This is a genomic window from Achromobacter sp. 10T422, assembly GCF_056394065.1.
In genome coordinates this window covers 152,491-168,416 of sequence record NZ_JBFTHD010000007.1, presented here as the reverse complement: position 1 = coordinate 168,416, position 15,926 = coordinate 152,491, and the positions used below count along the sequence as shown (strand labels likewise).

The 15,926-nt window shown below is 66.6% G+C and carries 13 protein-coding genes; 10 read left to right on the top strand and 3 right to left on the bottom strand.

Translation table 11 applies throughout. The annotated features are described in order from the left end of the window. Positions 1 to 86: 86 nt before the first annotated feature. Entirely contained in the window at positions 87 to 1,016 is a 930-nt protein-coding gene (locus AC1DB0_RS19950; protein ID WP_054420739.1) for a polysaccharide deacetylase family protein, read from the bottom strand. A 347-nt stretch (positions 1,017 to 1,363) separates the two neighbouring features. On the opposite strand from AC1DB0_RS19950, the gene AC1DB0_RS19945 reads away from it, so the two are divergent. The 3 genes from AC1DB0_RS19945 to AC1DB0_RS19935 are packed head-to-tail and all read left to right on the top strand — an operon-like array spanning position 1,364 to position 5,949. After that, positions 1,364 to 2,554, top strand: coding sequence for an ABC transporter substrate-binding protein (locus AC1DB0_RS19945; protein WP_054420740.1), 1,191 nt, complete (start codon positions 1,364 to 1,366; stop codon positions 2,552 to 2,554). 27 nt (positions 2,555 to 2,581) lie between these two features. Further along, positions 2,582 to 3,460: a branched-chain amino acid ABC transporter permease gene (locus AC1DB0_RS19940; RefSeq protein ID WP_342066381.1), complete on the top strand. Its 879-nt coding sequence runs from the start codon at positions 2,582 to 2,584 to the stop codon at positions 3,458 to 3,460. Further along, a complete protein-coding gene (locus AC1DB0_RS19935) occupies positions 3,460 to 5,949 on the top strand; it encodes a branched-chain amino acid ABC transporter ATP-binding protein/permease (protein WP_476757507.1) in 2,490 nt (829 codons plus the stop codon). Before AC1DB0_RS19940 ends, AC1DB0_RS19935 begins: the two co-directional genes overlap by 1 nt. A 71-nt stretch (positions 5,950 to 6,020) precedes the next feature. Here AC1DB0_RS19935 and AC1DB0_RS19930 read toward each other — a convergent pair whose 3' ends face one another. After that, complete coding sequence (locus tag AC1DB0_RS19930) at positions 6,021 to 7,025, bottom strand: Lrp/AsnC family transcriptional regulator (RefSeq protein ID WP_427944966.1); 1,005 nt, start codon at positions 7,023 to 7,025, stop codon at positions 6,021 to 6,023. An 82-nt stretch (positions 7,026 to 7,107) separates the two neighbouring features. On the opposite strand from AC1DB0_RS19930, the gene AC1DB0_RS19925 reads away from it, so the two are divergent. Both AC1DB0_RS19925 and AC1DB0_RS19920 read left to right on the top strand, forming a co-directional pair. Beyond that, positions 7,108 to 8,427: an MFS transporter gene (locus AC1DB0_RS19925; RefSeq protein WP_476757506.1), complete on the top strand. Its 1,320-nt coding sequence runs from the start codon at positions 7,108 to 7,110 to the stop codon at positions 8,425 to 8,427. Between the two features lie 75 nt (positions 8,428 to 8,502). Then, on the top strand, positions 8,503 to 9,933 hold the full coding sequence (locus AC1DB0_RS19920; RefSeq protein WP_476757505.1) for an amidase: 1,431 nt from the start codon (positions 8,503 to 8,505) through the stop codon (positions 9,931 to 9,933). 82 nt (positions 9,934 to 10,015) lie between these two features. Here the strand turns inward: AC1DB0_RS19920 and metK are convergent, their stop codons facing one another. Then, the gene (metK, locus tag AC1DB0_RS19915; RefSeq protein ID WP_054420746.1) at positions 10,016 to 11,179 is read right to left on the bottom strand and encodes a methionine adenosyltransferase; all 1,164 of its coding nucleotides are present in this window, start codon (positions 11,177 to 11,179) and stop codon (positions 10,016 to 10,018) included. 275 nt (positions 11,180 to 11,454) lie between these two features. Between metK and AC1DB0_RS19910 the strand changes: the two genes are divergently transcribed. The 5 genes from AC1DB0_RS19910 to xerC are packed head-to-tail and all read left to right on the top strand — an operon-like array spanning position 11,455 to position 15,926. Further along, positions 11,455 to 12,327 carry a lysophospholipid acyltransferase family protein gene (locus tag AC1DB0_RS19910; protein WP_054420747.1) on the top strand — a complete coding sequence of 291 codons (873 nt, stop codon included), beginning with the start codon at positions 11,455 to 11,457 and terminating at the stop codon, positions 12,325 to 12,327. Positions 12,328 to 12,359: 32 nt separating this feature from the next. Then, positions 12,360 to 13,250, top strand: coding sequence for a lysophospholipid acyltransferase family protein (locus AC1DB0_RS19905; protein ID WP_175170345.1), 891 nt, complete (start codon positions 12,360 to 12,362; stop codon positions 13,248 to 13,250). A 32-nt stretch (positions 13,251 to 13,282) separates the two neighbouring features. Continuing rightward, positions 13,283 to 14,194, top strand: coding sequence for a diaminopimelate epimerase (dapF, locus tag AC1DB0_RS19900; RefSeq protein ID WP_342066386.1), 912 nt, complete (start codon positions 13,283 to 13,285; stop codon positions 14,192 to 14,194). A 4-nt stretch (positions 14,195 to 14,198) separates the two neighbouring features. Continuing rightward, complete coding sequence (locus tag AC1DB0_RS19895) at positions 14,199 to 14,876, top strand: DUF484 family protein (RefSeq protein WP_175170347.1); 678 nt, start codon at positions 14,199 to 14,201, stop codon at positions 14,874 to 14,876. Between the two features lie 60 nt (positions 14,877 to 14,936). After that, positions 14,937 to 15,926, top strand: coding sequence for a tyrosine recombinase XerC (xerC, locus tag AC1DB0_RS19890; protein ID WP_476757504.1), 990 nt, complete (start codon positions 14,937 to 14,939; stop codon positions 15,924 to 15,926).

Below are 15,926 nucleotides of genomic sequence, written 5' to 3'. Positions count from 1 at the left end.
AAACGGGTAAGGCAGTTGAACGGGTAAGACAGTTAACCGGGTACCGCGGAGGGATCGCTCGGAGCCGGGCGGGTAGCGGCCAGGCCTCATAGCGCAGCAATCACGCCCGCTGGCAGGCTATCGACATGACGGCAGATCTCACCCGGCGTGGTGAACCAGATCTCGCCCCGGTCGCGCGCGGCGGCCAGTGGCGCCAGCGCGCGGCGCAGGTGCCGCAAGCGGTACGGCTGCCCGACGATATACGGATGCAGCGCAATGCCCATGACCAGCGGCTGGCGGGTGGCCTGCACGCGCATCTCTTCGAACTGGTCAAGAATCATATCGGCAAAGTCGCGCGCGTCCATCTTGCGCCCCATGATCATCGGGATGTCGTTGAGCTCTTGCGGATACGGAATGGCCCAGAGGTCGCCCGCGCGGGTGCGCATGCGCATCGGCTGGTCGTCATGGCACCAATTCAGCGTGTAGCGGTAGCCGGCTTCGGCCAAGAGATCGGGCGTGGCGCGGGACTCCGAAATCCATGGCGACAGCCAGCCGGCGGGCGCGCCACCCGTGTGCTGACGGATACGGTCGCGGCAATGCGCCAGCAGCGCGCTTTCCTCGGCCTCGGCCAGGCCGCCCTGCCGGTGCGCGTTGCTGTAGCCGTGGCCGATCAATTCATCACCGCGCGCGAGGAAGGCGTCCATCAGGTCGGGGCAGTGGTCATACAAAGCGGTGTTGATCAGCACGCCCGCGGGCAGGCGCAATTCGTCGAACAGTTCCAGGCAGCGCCACGCGCCCACGCGGTTGCCGTATTCGCGCCAGGCGTAGTTCAGCACGTCGGGATGCGGGGATGCCGGCCCCAGCTCGGCGCCCAGCCCTTCGCCAAACGCGAAGTGTTCGATGTTGAACCCCAGGTACACGGCCAGACGCGCGCCGTTCGGCCAGGTGTAGTCGGCCCGGCCAGAGATGGGCTGGTAGGCGAAGCGGCCATGGCAGGCCAGGGGCTCGGGCGTCCAGGCGGAGCCGGGTGCGGACATTGCCCCGGGAATCGACCCGGGAATCGACCCGGGCATAGACCCAGCCATCGAGGTGGACATCGCCCCGGACGCATCGGCACGCCCCGGATTAGTGCTTGAAAGCAAGGATGGATTCATTTTGGTGCAAATCCTGATGCATGATTGTTAACAAAATTCCTGCTGCTTTGAAAACAAAATTTGGCGTTGACGCACACAAAGTGCAGGCAAAACACGCCGCATCCCCCTGGTAACGCCGTGATCGCCGCAACCTGCGGCCGGGCCGGATCAGGTGGCATGGATCTTGCGTGGGGTAGGTAAGCAGCACTTAACCCCATGCAAGATCCGTTCCACTTTTCCAGGAGTGCCCGATGGTCCCGACCCGCCGTTCCTTTCTGCTTCGCGCCACCGCCGCCGCCCTCTTCACGGCCGGCCTCGCCCTGCAACCGGCGCTTGCCGCCGACCCCATCAAGATCGGCTTGATCACCGCGCTGTCGGGCGAGTCGGCCCGCGCGGGCGAAGCGCTGACGCGCGGCATGACCATCGCCATCGACGAAATCAACGCCAAGGGCGGGTTGTTGGGTGGCCGCCAGATCGTGCTGGTGCGGCGCGACGACGAAGGCAACCCCGCCAAGGGCATGGCCGCCGCGCGCGAGCTGATCTTCAAGGAAAAAGTGGCCGTGCTGTTTGGCGGCCTGGACACGCCAGTGTCGATGGCCATCGTGCCCATCGTGAATCAGGAGAAGGTGCCGTTCATGGGTCCGTGGGCGGCCGGCACGGCCATCACGCAGAACAAGGGCAACCCGAACTTCGTGTTCCGCGTGTCGGCCATGGACGAGATCGTCGACAGCGCCATGGTTCAGTACGCGCAAAAGACGTTCCAAACCGCCAAGCCCGGCATGATTCTGGTGAATAACCCCTGGGGCGAATCCAACGAGAAAGGCCTGAACGCCGCGCTTGCAGCCGCCAAGGTCACGCCCGCAGGCGTTGAAAAATTCCAGCCCAACGACCTGGACGTGGTGCCGCAGCTAAGCCGCCTGAAGGCCGCAGGTGCGGACACGCTGTTCCTGGTGGGCAACGTGGGCCCGTCGGCGCAAGTGGTGAAGTCGTTGGACCGCATGGGCTGGAAGGTGCCGATCGTGTCGCATTGGGGCCCTGCTGGCGGCCGCTTCACGGAGCTTGCCGGCCCCAACGCCAAGAACGTGCACTTCGTGCAGACCTACAGCTTTTTCGGCAAGCAAGGGCCGGTGGGCGACAAGGTGATGCAGGCGCTGAAGACCAAGTATTCGGACATCAAAGGCCCGCAAGACATCACGCCCGCCGTCGGCGTGGCCAACGCGTATGACGGCATGCAGCTGGCGGCGCTGGCCATCGCGCAGGCCGGCTCGACCGATGGCGACGCGGTGCGCCAGGGCTTCTACAAGATCGGCAAGTACGACGGCCTGATCAAGACGTATGAGCAGCCCTTCACGCCGGCCTCGCACGATGCGCTGCGCGAGAACGACTACGTGTGGACGCAGTTCATCGACAACCGCATCCTGCCCGTCAAGGGCGCGCAGTAAATCAGCTGAATCACGCGGGAGACGCGCATGTTGTTGATGTCCGCCATCGTCAGCGGCCTGGGTCTGGGAAGCATGTACGGACTGATGGCCCTGGGCTTTTACCTGACCTACGCCGTATCAGGCACGGTGAACTTTGCCCAGGGCAGTTCCATGATGCTGGGCGCCGTACTGACCTACACGTTCGCGCAGACGCTGGGCTGGCCGCTTGCGCCCGCCTTGCTGGTGGCGCTGGCGCTGTGCGGCGTGTATGGGCTGGTGGTTGAGCGGCTGGCCGTGCGGCCATTCGCCAGCCGTGGCTCCAATGCGTGGCTGATGTCCACGGTGGCGCTTGGCATCGTGCTGGACAACGTCGTGATGTTCACCTTCGGCAAGGAACCGCGCAGCCTGCCGTCGCCGCTTGCGCAAGCGCCGCTTGAAATCGGCGGCCTGGGGCTGGGCATCTACCCGCTGCAACTGCTGATTCCGATCGTAGGCCTGGTGCTGGCGGCGGCGCTGCATACCTTGTCGCGCCGCACGCGCTGGGGCGTGGCGCTGCTGGCAGTGGTACAGAACCCGAACGCGGCGCGGCTGATGGGCATTCCCGTGCGCCACGCCATCATGGCCGCCTTTGCCGTGTCCACGCTGTTCGCAGGCGTGGCGGGTGCGCTGGTTGCGCCGCTGTTCAACGTGCAGGCGGACATGGGCACGCTGTTCGGGCTGAAGGCCTTTGTGGTCGCCATTCTGGGCGGCATCACCAGCGCCTGGGGCGTGATGATCGCGGGCCTGCTGTTTGGCGTGGTCGAAGCGCTGATCACCGTTGCCCTGGGCTCCGGATACACCCAGATCATCAGCTTCACGCTGGTGATCGTCATGTTGGCCGTGCGTCCGAATGGACTGTTCGGACGCGCCGATGTCAGGAAGGTCTGATGAATAAGCGACTTGCATCACGCTGGCTGCCGCTGGCGATTTACGCGCTACTGGCCGTGGCGGGCCTGGCCCTGGCGGCCACCGTCAACGGCTATTACGTGTTCGTGCTGGGCAACGTGGCGCTGCTGGCGCTGGCCGGCATCGGGCTGAATGTGCTGCTGGGGCTGACCGGGCAGATGTCATTCGGCCACGCGGGCTTCTACGCCATCGGCGCCTATACCGTCGCCATTCTGACGGGGCAGGCGGGCTGGAGTTTCTGGCTGGCCTGGCCCGCGGCCGCATTGGTGGCGGGCGCGTTTGGCTTGCTGCTGGCACTGCCCGCGCTGCGCGTGAAAGGGCCGTACCTGGCGATGATCACCATCGCATTCGGCTTCATCGTCGAGCACGCGCTGATTGAAGGCGGTGACGTCACCGGCGGACAGAACGGGCTGATGGGCATTGTGCAGCCAGAATTCGCCGGCATAGGCGGCGATCGCGGCGTGGCGATGCTGGCCATCGTGGCCGTGTTCGTGGCGCTGGCGGCGTACGCGCTGCTGTCGCGTGGCACATGGGGCGCGGCGATGCGCGCCGTGAAAGACAGCGAGACGGCCAGCGAATCCATCGGCATCAATCCGCTGACGGTCAAGGCCGTGGCGTTCATGGTGTCGGCGGCGGTGGTGGGCTTGGCGGGCGGGCTCTACGCACCGCAGGCCGGCATGATCACGCCGCACAACTTCAACTTCATGCAGTCCATCCTGTTCGTGCTGGCGGTGACGCTGGGCGGCGCGGGATCGCTCGCCGGACCCTTGCTGGGCGCGGTCGTGGTGGGGCTGCTGCCGGAAATGCTGTCCAGCCTGGAGGAATACCGGCTGCTGTTTTTCGGCGCTTTTTTGCTGGTGGTGCTGTGGGCTGCGCCGGATGGCGTGGCCGGCTTGTTGTCGCGGTGGCGGCGCAACTCGGACACGCATGCGCTGGCGCCACGCCAAGGCGGCATGGCCATGGGCGCACGCCCCCGCGGCGTGTTGCGCGCCGATGCCTTGACCATGACGTTTGGTGGCGTACGCGCGGTGCAGTCGGTGTCGTTCACCGTGCCGCCCGCTGCCGTGACAGCGTTGATTGGCCCGAACGGTGCGGGCAAGTCCACCGTCATCAACATGCTTAGCGGCTACTACCAGCCCACAAGCGGCGCGGTGGCGCTGGGCGACGCGCCCTTGGCCGCACTGCCCGCTTACCGGGTTGCGCGCAGCGGCATCGCCCGCACCTATCAGACGTCGCAACTGTTCGACACGCTAAGCGTGGAAGACAACGTGGCGCTGGGCATGGTGCGCGGCCGGCTGGGCGGGCTGCTGGCGTCGCGCCGCTTTCTGGCGCCGGACGTGCGCGAACGCGCGCGCGCCCTGCTGGCGTTCTGCGGCTATGAAGGCGCGCTGGACACGCCTGCCGCCGACCTGCCCCACGTCGACCGCCGGCTGGTGGAGATTGCGCGCGCGCTGGCCACCGACGCCGACATTCTGCTGATGGACGAGCCCGCCGCCGGCCTGTCGCGCGAAGACAAGACGCGCCTGGCCGGCCTGCTGCGGCGCATCGCCGAGGCGGGTGCGGGCGTGCTGCTGGTAGAGCACGACATGGCGCTGGTGATGGGCGTGTCGGATCACATCGTCGCCATTGATGCCGGGCGCGAATTGGCGCAAGGCACCCCCGCCGAGATTCAACAATCGGCCGCCGTGCGTCAGGCGTATCTGGGCGATGAAAGCGCCCGGCGCGCGCCCGCCGCGCGGCAACGTGCGGCAGGAACGGCCATCGCACCCGAGGTGCTGGGGGTGGGCAACCTGGTGACCGGCTATGGCGCGAACCCCGTGCTGCACGGCATCGACCTGCAAGTGCGCCAGGGCGAAATGGTGGCGCTGCTGGGCGCCAATGGCGCGGGCAAGTCGACGTTGATGCGCACGCTGGCGGGGCTGCATCGGCCCGTGCAAGGCGGCATGCATTTGCAGGGCTTGGAACTGAATGGTCTTGCCGCCGACCGCATCGTGGGGCGTGGGCTGGTGCTGGTGCCGGAAGGCCGGCAGGTGTTCCCGGGCTTGAGCGTGCTGGACAACATCCGGCTGGGCGCCTTCCTGCATCCCCAAGACCGCGAGGCGCGCGTCGAAGAAATGCTGACGCGTTTTCCGCGTTTGCGCGAACGGCTGCATCAACGCGCGGGCTTGTTGTCGGGGGGTGAACAGCAGATGCTGGCGATTGCGCGCGGGCTGATGTCCAAGCCTGTAATCCTGCTGCTGGACGAACCGTCGCTGGGGCTGGCGCCGAAGATCATCGATGAATTGTTCGACGCGCTGGACCGCTTGCGCGCCGAGTCGATGACGATCTTGCTGGTGGACCAGATGGCCGCGCTGGCGCTGTCGCTGGCCGACCGCGCGTATGTGCTGGAATCGGGCCGTGTGGCGGCGCAAGGCACGGCGGAAGAGATCGCGCAGGACGGGGCGCTGGCGCGGGCGTATCTGGGGGCATGAGATCGGGGCGCTGTCCCCTAAGCATTGCGCACCAAGCATCGCCCCCCAAGCATCGCCCCCATCAGCGCACATCAGCCCTCGTCCGCGCCCAGCCGCGCGCCGGCGCGCACGATGCCGCAACGCTTGTGGGCGCGCATCACCACGCCGACTTCGCTATTGAGCACGCCGTCCAGCTCGCCCAGACGGCGCGTCACCACTTCCCACAAGTGCAGGCTGTCGCGGCACAGCACGTGCCAGAACAATTGCGACGCGCCGCTGGTGCCGAACAGGCAGCGCGTGTGCGGGTCCAGCGCCAGATGCGCGGCCAGCGCATCCACCGCTTGCGGGCGCACCTGCACCGAGATCACGGCTTCCACGGGAAAGCCGACCAGCGCGGGTTCGACTTCCACACGAAAGCTCAACGCGCGACGCTCCACCAGATGCTGCAACAGCCGCTGCGCAGTCGGTTCGCTGACGTTGGCCTGCTCGGCCAATTCCGCGAGGCTGGCGCGCCCATCGCGCATCAGATGCGCGACCATGCGTTGCTCGGGCTCGGTCAGCGCGACGGGTGGCGACGCGGATGGCGTCTCGACCACAGCGTCCGGTTGCGCCTGAATGCGCCATTGCCCGGCGCGGCGAAACGGCCGCAAGACGAGGCGCGCTTCCACATGCTCGACCCCATCAATCGACGGCAGCACGCGGGTCACGACGTCGGGCAGGTCGGCCGCGTCCGCCAAGGTCAGCTCGGCCATCAGATCGGCGGTGCCGGCCAGCGTGACGACCAGTTGGCAGATGTCCAGCCGCGCCAGTTGATCGGCCACATCCGGCACGCGGCCTGACCGGCAGCGCACCCACGCATGCAGCACCACGCCCTGGCCCATGGCCAGCGGATCAGGTTCGGCAATGACGCGCAGCGCGTCGGCGTCCATCAGGCGGCGGATGCGGCGCGCCACGGTCCGCTCGGCAATGCCGGTGGCCGCGCCCAGCTCGCGCCAGGAGGCGCGGGGGTCCGACTGCAATGCAATCAGACAGGCCAGATCGGTGTCATCGAGCGCTGGCATTAGGGGCTTACCCTTACTTGACGTGACCATATTCATTAATCTAACGTTCGCGCATTGATAAAAACACAAAATTAAACGGTCTTTTTGACCAAAAATAAATTCTTATTTTGAGGACGTCATGAGCAGCCCATCCGCGACCTTGCGCAGCAAGCAAGGGGCAAGCGCCGCGCCCGGCAGCGCTGCGCCCGTATCCCGCGCCCGCACCATCCTGGCCGGTAGTGTAGGCAATGCGGTCGAGTGGTTCGATTGGACCATCTACGCCTCGTTCGCCATCTTCTTCTCAAGCCAGTTCTTCCCGCCGGGCAACGAAACCACCGCACTGCTGGCCACGTTCGGCATCTTCGCCGTGGGCTTCTTCATGCGGCCGGTTGGCGGCTGGGTGCTGGGCATTTTCTCTGACCGCTACGGCCGCAAAGCCGCGCTGGGCCTGACGATTCTGATGATGGCGGGCGGTTCGCTCATCATCGCCATCACCCCCACCTACGCCACCATCGGCCTGGCCGCCCCGCTGCTGCTGACCGGCGCACGCCTGTTGCAAGGCCTGTCGCTGGGCGGAGAGTATGCCTCGGCCACGACCTTTCTGGCGGAAATGGCGCCGCCTGAGAAGCGCGGCTTCTATTCCAGCTTTGTGTTCTTCAGCGCCGCCGTCGGCATTCTGGCCGCGTCCGCCGTGGGCTGGATTCTGACGTCGACGCTTACCAAGGCCGACATGGCGTCCTGGGGCTGGCGCATTCCGTTCCTGCTGGGCGCCTTGGGCGGCCTGGCCGGCATGTGGATTCGCCGCGCCATCCCGGAAACCGAAGCGTTCTCGCACGCCAAGAAGGCCGGCGTCGAAAAGCAGCCGCTGCGCACGCTGCTGCGCGACCACCCGCGTGAAGTGCTGCGCATCGTGGGCTTCTCGGTGCTGACCACGTTCGCGTTCTACATCTTCGTGGCCTACGTGCCCACCTACGCCATCCGCCAGGTAGGCGCCGACCCCAAGACCGCGTTCGCCGCCAACACCGTCGCGCTGATCGTCTTCATGGTGGTGCAGCCGCTGTTCGGCATCTTGTCCGACCGCATCGGGCGCAAGCCGCAGCTGATTTTCTTTGCCGCTGGCTACCTGGTGTTCTTCTATCCGGTGATGACGACGCTTGGGCCGTCCTTCGGTTCGATCCTGGCGGTGGAATTGTTCGGCCTGGTGCTCTACGCCATGTACACGGCGATTGCGCCGGCCATCATGTCGGAGCAGTTCCCCACCAGCGTGCGCGCCGTCGGTATCGGCACGCCGTACAACCTGGTTGTTGCGCTGCTGGGCGGCACCACGCCCTACCTGCTGACCTGGCTGCAAAGCAAGGGCATGGAGCGCTGGTTCTTCTACTACGTGCTGGCGGGCGCCGTGATCACGCTGATCACCTTCATCCGCATGCCCGAAACGAAGGGCCAGACGCTGAAGTAAAACGATCAAGCACCCCGTGTAAACGCTTTCCGGCTGCGCCACGGCCGGGAAGCTTTTTCTTTTTCCATGAGATCCATGCCAGAACAAGACCACACCGCCCTGCACTTCCGAGACGCCCGCGAACTTGCCCGCGCCATCCGCCAACGCGAACTGACATCGCGCCAGGTCACCACGCACTTTCTGGACCGCATCGAACGTGCGGCCCCGCTTGCCGCCTACAGCGAGATCACCGCGGAACGCGCGCTGGCGCAGGCCGACGCCGCCGACCGCCTGCAAGACGCGGGCCTGTTGATGGGGCCGTTGCACGGCGTGCCGGTGGCGGTGAAGGACAGCATTCAATGGCAAGGCACGCCCACCACCGGCGGCTCGCAGACCCGGCGCGGCGTCATCAGCGGTGAAACGTCGACGGCGGTGCGCGCCTTGTCGGCCCAGGGCATGGTGATTCTGGGCAAGACGCGCATGACGGAGTTCGCGTTCGGGCTGTCGGGCCAGAATCCCACCCAAGGCACGGCGCGCAATCCCTGGGATGCGAAGGTCGCCCGCGCGCCGGGCGGGTCTTCCAGCGGCGCGGGCGTGGCGGTGGCGGCCGGCCTTGCGCCGATTGCGCTGGGCGGCGACACCGGTGGTTCGGTACGCGCGCCGGCGGCCTTGAACGGATTGGTCGGCTACAAACCGTCGTCCGGGTTGATCAGCCGCGCGGGCTGCCTGCCGCTGTCAGACACGCTGGACGTGCTGGGCCCGGTTGCCCGCAACGTGGCCGATGCCCGCCTGCTGGCGCAATTGCTGGCTGGCCCCGATGTGGACGACGCGGCCACCTTGGCCTTGCCCGCCGCCCGCTTCACCGCGCTTCGGCATCCTGCCGCCCGTCGGCCGAATGCGGTCGCCGTGCTGGCGCCGGATGCCTGGCCCGCAGCGCTGACCGAAGCGGGCCTGCAAACCTGGCACCAGGCGCAAGAACAGCTGGCAGCGGCCGGGCTCACGCCCACCGCGTGGCACCCGCCCGCCGGCCTGTCGTTCTCGCGCATGGCCGACGACAACTCGCTGGTGCTGGCCTACGAGGCCTATCGCTACTACGGCGCGCTGGCGGAAAACCCCGCCGCGCCCTTGTGGGAAGTGGTGCGGGCGCGCATCGCGGCGGGCGGCCGGATCGCGCAAGCCGATTACGAAGCGGCGCTGCTGCGGCGCGCAGCCGACATGGCCGCCTTCGCCAGCGCCATGCAGGGGCAGGACGCCTTGCTGATGCCCGCGTGCGACCAGGCTGCGCAAGCGCTGGACGAAGACGATGTGCGCCATGTGGGTCTGGGCAAATTGCTGCGCCCGGCCAATTTCCTGGGCGCGGCCGCCATCGCCTTGCCTGCGGGATTCGACGCCGAAGGCATGCCCATGTCGGTGCAACTGCTGGCCCCCGCGGGTGGCGACGCCGCCTTGCTGGATTGCGCGGCGGTGCTGGAACCCGTGCTCGCGCCAGTGGCGCGCGTGCCGGATCTGTCGTCCTGGGGGTTGTGAACACTCCGGCGCTATAAAAAAAGCCCCTGCAAAGATTTTGCAGGGGCTTTTTGCCGTGAAGACTCGCCTTGCGGCGCCTTCTTTACAGCGCTTTCTTCAGTTCCTGAACCTTGTCCGTGGCTTCCCACGAGAATTCCGGCTCGGAACGGCCAAAGTGGCCGTAGGCGGCGGTCTTGGCGTAGATGGGGCGCAGCAGATCCAGCATGTTCACGATGCCCTTCGGACGCAGGTCGAAGTGTTCGCGAACCAGCTTGGCGATCTGGTCGTCAGGGATGACGCCGGTGCCTTCCGTGTACACGGTGATGTTGATGGGTTCGGCCACGCCAATGGCGTAGCTGACCTGCACCTGGCACTGACGCGCCAAGCCGGCGGCCACGATGTTCTTGGCCACGTAGCGGGCGGCGTAGGCGGCCGAACGGTCAACCTTGGACGGGTCCTTGCCCGAGAACGCGCCGCCACCGTGCGGGCATGCGCCGCCGTAGGTGTCGACGATGATCTTGCGGCCGGTCAGGCCGCAATCGCCTTGCGGGCCGCCGATAACGAAGCGGCCGGTCGGGTTGACCAGGAACTTCGTGTTCGGCGTGATCAGGCCTTCGGGGAAGCTCGGCTTGATGATGTCTTCGATCACCGCTTCGCGGATGGTGTCCTGCGTGACTTCCGGCGCGTGCTGGGTCGACAGCACCACGGTGTCGACTTCCGCCGGGCGGCCGTCGATGTAGCGGAAGGTCACTTGCGACTTGGCGTCCGGGCGCAGCCACGGCAGGCGGCCGTCTTTGCGCAGTTCGCTCTGGCGCTGCACCAGGCGGTGCGCGTACCAGATCGGAGCCGGCATCAGGTCGGGCGTTTCATCGCACGCGTAGCCGAACATCAGGCCTTGGTCGCCCGCGCCCTGGTTCAGATAGTCTTCCGAGCTGCGGTCCACGCCTTGGGCGATGTCCGGCGATTGCTTGTCATAAGCAACCAGCACGGCGCAACCCTTGTAGTCGATCCCGTACTCGGTGTTGTCGTACCCGATGCGGCGGATGGTGTCCCGCGCAACCTGGATGTAGTCGACGTTGGCGGTAGTGGTGATTTCACCGGCCAGAACAACCAGGCCCGTGTTGCACAGCGTTTCGGCTGCGACACGCGCGTTGGGGTCCTGCGTGAAGATGGCGTCCAGAATCGAGTCGGAAATCTGATCGGCAACCTTGTCGGGGTGCCCTTCAGAGACGGATTCGGAGGTGAAGAGAAAATCGTTATTGGCCACAGATGCGTCCTTAGTGTCCGGCTTGACCGGCTCATAGGTTCACGAGGCGCGTTGCACCCCGGAATGCATGTCATACGCTATCTGGGTGCGACGCTTTAGCGGATTTGGCATGGGCCGCGCATAGCGCTGTGCCCTTGCCGTCGCCCCGCAAGTTGTCGGTTAACTCGGCGACTGAGCGGATTTTAAGCGAAAATGCCGGTCTTATGCCCGCGCCGGGGGTGTAAACATATTCCTGAACACCGGCATGACCCTGCCCGTCCTTATCCATTTGCCGCATGCTGCTCGCTCTGTTCCGCCTTTTTGCCGCCTTGCCGCTACCCGTTGCGCACGCCATCGGGCGCGCGGCCGGGCTTGCCGTGTACGCCTGGCCGGGCAAGTACCGGCGCAGGCTTCAGGCCAATGCGGCGCAGGCCGGCTACCCGGGCGCGGCGTTCGCCCGCCATGCAGCGGCCGAAACCGGCGCGATGATTCTTGAGAACCCGCGCGTCTGGTTCAAGAACGAGCAAAGCCTGGCCCAAGTGGTGTCGGACGATAACGACGTGGTCGCGTCCGCCCGGGCCGAAGGCCGCGGCATTCTGTTTCTGACGCCGCACCTGGGCTGCTTCGAGATCACCGCCCGCTATCTGGCCCGCCAGATGCCCATGACGGTGATGTTCCGCCCCCCGCGCAAGGACGTGCTGGCGCCACTGCTTGAGACGGCGCGCAACAGTTCGGCCGTCAACGCCGTGCCGGCCACCATGCAGGGCGTACGCGAATTCGTGCGGGCGCTGCGCCGGGGCGAGTCAGTCGGCATGCTGCCCGACCAGGCGCCCAGCGTGGGCGACGGCGTGTGGGCGCCGTTTTTCGGCCGTCTGGCCTACACGATGACGCTGCCCAGCAAACTGGCGACGCAAACCAATGTGCCAATCATCCTGACCGCCGGCGAACGCCTGCCCAAGGGCCGGGGCTGGCGCATCCATTACGTCCGGGTGCCAGAACCGCTGCCGGCCGAGCCTGAAGCCCAAGCCGCCCTGATCAACGCCGCAATGGAAACGCTGATCCGCCGCTGCCCCGAGCAATACCTGTGGAGCTACAACCGCTACAAGACCCCGCGCGGCGCGCCTCCGGCGCCCGACACCGCCCCGGCTTCACCGCCCCCGGCCCCCTGACGCCACGGCCGCCCGGTCTTTTTCCCCACACGATGAACAATTCAAAAACTCGCACGCTGGTCACTCTGTTGAAATGGTTCGGCCGCATCAAGCCGTCGACGCGTCTGCGCATCGGCGCCGTCCTGGGGTGGCTTGCCCCGCGGCTGGCCAAGTCCCGCGCGCGCATCGTGCGCCGCAATCTTGAACTCTGCTTTCCCGATCAGCCCGAATCCGTGCGTGAGAAATGGGTAGCGGACCATTTCCGCGCGCTGGCGCAGTCCATCGTCGACCGGGGCGTGCTCTGGTACGGCACCCCCGAGGCCGTCAAGGACATGGTCACGCAGACCGGGGCCGACCGCATCAATGCGCTGATCGCCGAGGGCCGCCGGGTGATTCTGCTGGCGCCGCACTTTATCGCGATGGACGCCGCCGGCACCCGCCTGACCATGGAAGTGCCCAGCTCCGCCTCCATGTACACCCCGCAAAGCGACCCGCACATTGATGCCGTCGTGGCGGCCGGACGCGCCCGTTTCAACGAAGTGTTCCTGGTCAGCCGCAAGGACGGCGTGCGCGACCTGATCCGCCATCTACGCGCGCCCCGCCCGGTGTATTACCTGCCCGACATGGACTTCGGCCGCCAGGGTTCGGTGTTCGTGCCGTTCTTCGGCGTGCAGGCGGCCACGCTGCTGGCCACCGCCCAGCTCGCCAAGAAATGGGACGCCGCCGTGCTTCCCATCGTGGGTTTCTGGAACCCGGATACCGGCCGCTACCATATCGATGTCTTGCCGCCGCTTGAGAACTTCCCGGGCGATGCGTCGCTGGAAGACGCCACAGCGCGTCTGAACCGCGAGCTGGAATCCTGGGTGCGCCGCTGCCCCAGCCAGTACTACTGGGTGCACCGCCGCTTCAAGACCCGTCCCCCGGGCGAACCCAAACTCTATTGAGGCCTGGCGCTCGGCCGCCGGCCGCCCAAATAATGGGCGATAATCGCCGGATGAACTGGAACTTCACCAAAATGCATGGCGCGGGCAACGACTTTGTCGTGCTCGACGGGGTCCGCCAGACCATCGACATGACGCCCGAACGGGCGCGCGCCTTGGGCGACCGGCACTTCGGCATTGGCGCCGACCAGATCCTGCTGGTCGAACCCGCCACCCGCCCGGACGCTGATTTCCGCTATCGCATTTTCAATTCCGACGGCAGCGAAGTCGAACACTGCGGCAACGGCGCGCGCTGCTTCGTGCGCTTCGTGCACGAGCAAGGCCTGTCCGACCGCAACCCGCTGCGCGCCGAAATCGCCACCGGCATCCTCGTCCTGGACGAAGGCGACGACGAACAGGTCACCGTTGAAATGGGCAGCACCCGCTTCGACCCCGCCGCGCTGCCATTCGACACCACCGGCCTGGCCTCGCAACGCGAAGGCGAAGACACGCTCTGGGAGCTGGACCTTGACGCGCCCGCTGGCGTCGCCAACAAGGTGCTGCTGTCCGCCGTGGCCATTTCCAATCCGCACGCGGTGCAGGTCGTCGACAACGTCGACACCGCGCCTGTCGGCATCCAGGGCCCGCTGATCGAAACCCATCCGCGCTTTGCGCGCCGCGTCAACGCGGGCTTCATGCAAATCGTTGACCGCCACAACATCCGCCTGCGCGTCTTCGAACGCGGTGCGGGCGAAACGCTGGCCTGCGGCACGGGCGCCTGCGCCGCGGTGGCTGCCGGCATCCGCCGCGGCCTGCTGGAATCGCCCGTGCGCGTGCAAACGCGCGGCGGCGTGCTCACCATTGCCTGGAACGGCGAACAACTGCGCATGACCGGCCCGGCCGAATCCGTGTTCACGGGGCAGGTCGACATCGACAAGCTCGTCTTCTCCATGGCGCTGAATCGCTGACCCTATGACTGATACCACCTTCACCGCCCAGGACATCGCCGCTTTCCTGCAAGACCACCCCGGCTTCTTCGACGAACACGCCGACGTGTTCGCCGCCATGCAGGTGCCGCATCCGCACGGCACGCGCGCCATCTCGCTGGGCGAGCGCCAGATTCTGACGCTGCGCGAACGCAACCGCGAACTGGAATGGCGCCTGCAAGAACTCGTGCGCAACGCCACCGCCAATGAAAGCATCGGCACGCATGTGGCCAAATGGTGCAGCCGCCTGCTGTCTGAAAACGACCCGCAGCGCGTGCCGGGCGAAATCGCGCTGGGCCTGGCCGAACAATTCGAACTGAACCACGTGGCGCTGCGCCTGTGGGACTTGTCGGAATTGCCCGCCACCGGCTACGGCGAACCCGTCTCGCAAGACGTGCGCACGTTCACCGACAGCCTGAAGACGCCTTACGTCGGCACCGACACCGACTTCGAAGCGGCCGGCTGGCTCGACAGCAAGCCGAAGTCGCTGGCGCTGGTGCCGTTGCGCCTGGAAGCCGACGGCGCGGCCGTCGGCCTGCTGGTGCTGGGTTCTGACGATCCCGAGCGCTTCACGCCCGAAATGGGCACGGCGTTTCTGGAATCCATCGGCCAACTGGCCTCCGCAGCGCTGCATCGTTTGAACCCGGCCTCGCCGAAGGTCTGACGCAGCAGCATCTATCGCATCGGATCTCTCCCAACGGGTCTACCTCAACGACGAGCGGACATGAACCAGGCACCGGACAGCACTACTCAAGACGCCACGCCGCTGCCTGATCCAATGCACGCCTGGCTGCGCCATCTGGAAACCAACCGCCGTTATTCGCCCCACACGTTGGACGGCTATCGGCGCGAGCTGCATTTCCTGCGCGACCTTGCCGACCGCGCCCGCCTGCCGCTGGACAAGATCGCCAACGGCCACATCCGGCAATTCGTGGCGCGCCTGCACGCGCAGGGCCGCGGCCCGCGCAGCCTGGCCCGAACGCTGGCCGCCTGGCGCGGCTTCTATCAATGGTGGGCGCCATCCATCGACCTGGCAGGCAACCCCGTGGCAGGCGTGCGTGCCCCCAAAGCGCCGCGCGGCTTGCCCAAGGCGTTGTCCGTGGAACAGACGCAGGCGCTGCTGGACCGGCCGCCCGCCAAGGTCGCCAACGAACCCGCCGCGCTGCGCGATCAGGCGATGCTTGAATTGCTGTATTCCAGCGGCTTGCGGCTGTCGGAACTGGTGGGGCTGGACTTGCGCTACACACGGTCGGCCGACTATGAATCGCGCGGCTGGTTAAAGCTGGACGAGGCCGAGGTCGAAGTGCTGGGCAAGGGCGGCAAGCGCCGCTCGGTGCCGGTGGGTCAGGCAGCCATTGCCGCCTTGCAGAAGTGGATCGCGGTGCGGCCACAGCTGGCGCCGCCCAACCCCGGCCCGCAAGATGCCGCCGCCTTGTTCCTGGGCGCGCGCGGCAAACGCATTTCGCCACGCGTGGTGCAGCTGCAATTGGCGCAGATCGCGCAACAGGCGGGGCTGCCCACCCACGTGCACCCCCACGTTTTGCGCCACAGCTTCGCCAGCCATGTGCTGCAATCGGCGCAAGATCTGCGCGCGGTGCAAGAGATGCTGGGCCACGCCAATATCTCTACCACCCAGGTCTACACCCGGCTGGACTTCCAGCATCTGGCCAAGGCCTACGACCAGGCGCATCCGCGCGCCGGCCGCAAATCCTGA

Coding starts and splice junctions, on each gene's coding strand:
- AC1DB0_RS19905 (WP_175170345.1), top strand. CDS start 12,360: ATGAACAATTCAAAAACTCGCACGCTGGTCACTCTGTTGAAATGGTTC.
- AC1DB0_RS19945 (WP_054420740.1), top strand. CDS start 1,364: ATGGTCCCGACCCGCCGTTCCTTTCTGCTTCGCGCCACCGCCGCCGCC.
- AC1DB0_RS19895 (WP_175170347.1), top strand. CDS start 14,199: ATGACTGATACCACCTTCACCGCCCAGGACATCGCCGCTTTCCTGCAA.
- AC1DB0_RS19930 (WP_427944966.1), bottom strand. CDS start 7,025: ATGAATATGGTCACGTCAAGTAAGGGTAAGCCCCTAATGCCAGCGCTC.
- xerC (WP_476757504.1), top strand. CDS start 14,937: ATGAACCAGGCACCGGACAGCACTACTCAAGACGCCACGCCGCTGCCT.
- AC1DB0_RS19925 (WP_476757506.1), top strand. CDS start 7,108: ATGAGCAGCCCATCCGCGACCTTGCGCAGCAAGCAAGGGGCAAGCGCC.
- AC1DB0_RS19910 (WP_054420747.1), top strand. CDS start 11,455: ATGCTGCTCGCTCTGTTCCGCCTTTTTGCCGCCTTGCCGCTACCCGTT.
- dapF (WP_342066386.1), top strand. CDS start 13,283: ATGGGCGATAATCGCCGGATGAACTGGAACTTCACCAAAATGCATGGC.
- AC1DB0_RS19935 (WP_476757507.1), top strand. CDS start 3,460: ATGAATAAGCGACTTGCATCACGCTGGCTGCCGCTGGCGATTTACGCG.
- AC1DB0_RS19950 (WP_054420739.1), bottom strand. CDS start 1,016: ATGTCCGCACCCGGCTCCGCCTGGACGCCCGAGCCCCTGGCCTGCCAT.
- AC1DB0_RS19940 (WP_342066381.1), top strand. CDS start 2,582: ATGTTGTTGATGTCCGCCATCGTCAGCGGCCTGGGTCTGGGAAGCATG.
- AC1DB0_RS19920 (WP_476757505.1), top strand. CDS start 8,503: ATGCCAGAACAAGACCACACCGCCCTGCACTTCCGAGACGCCCGCGAA.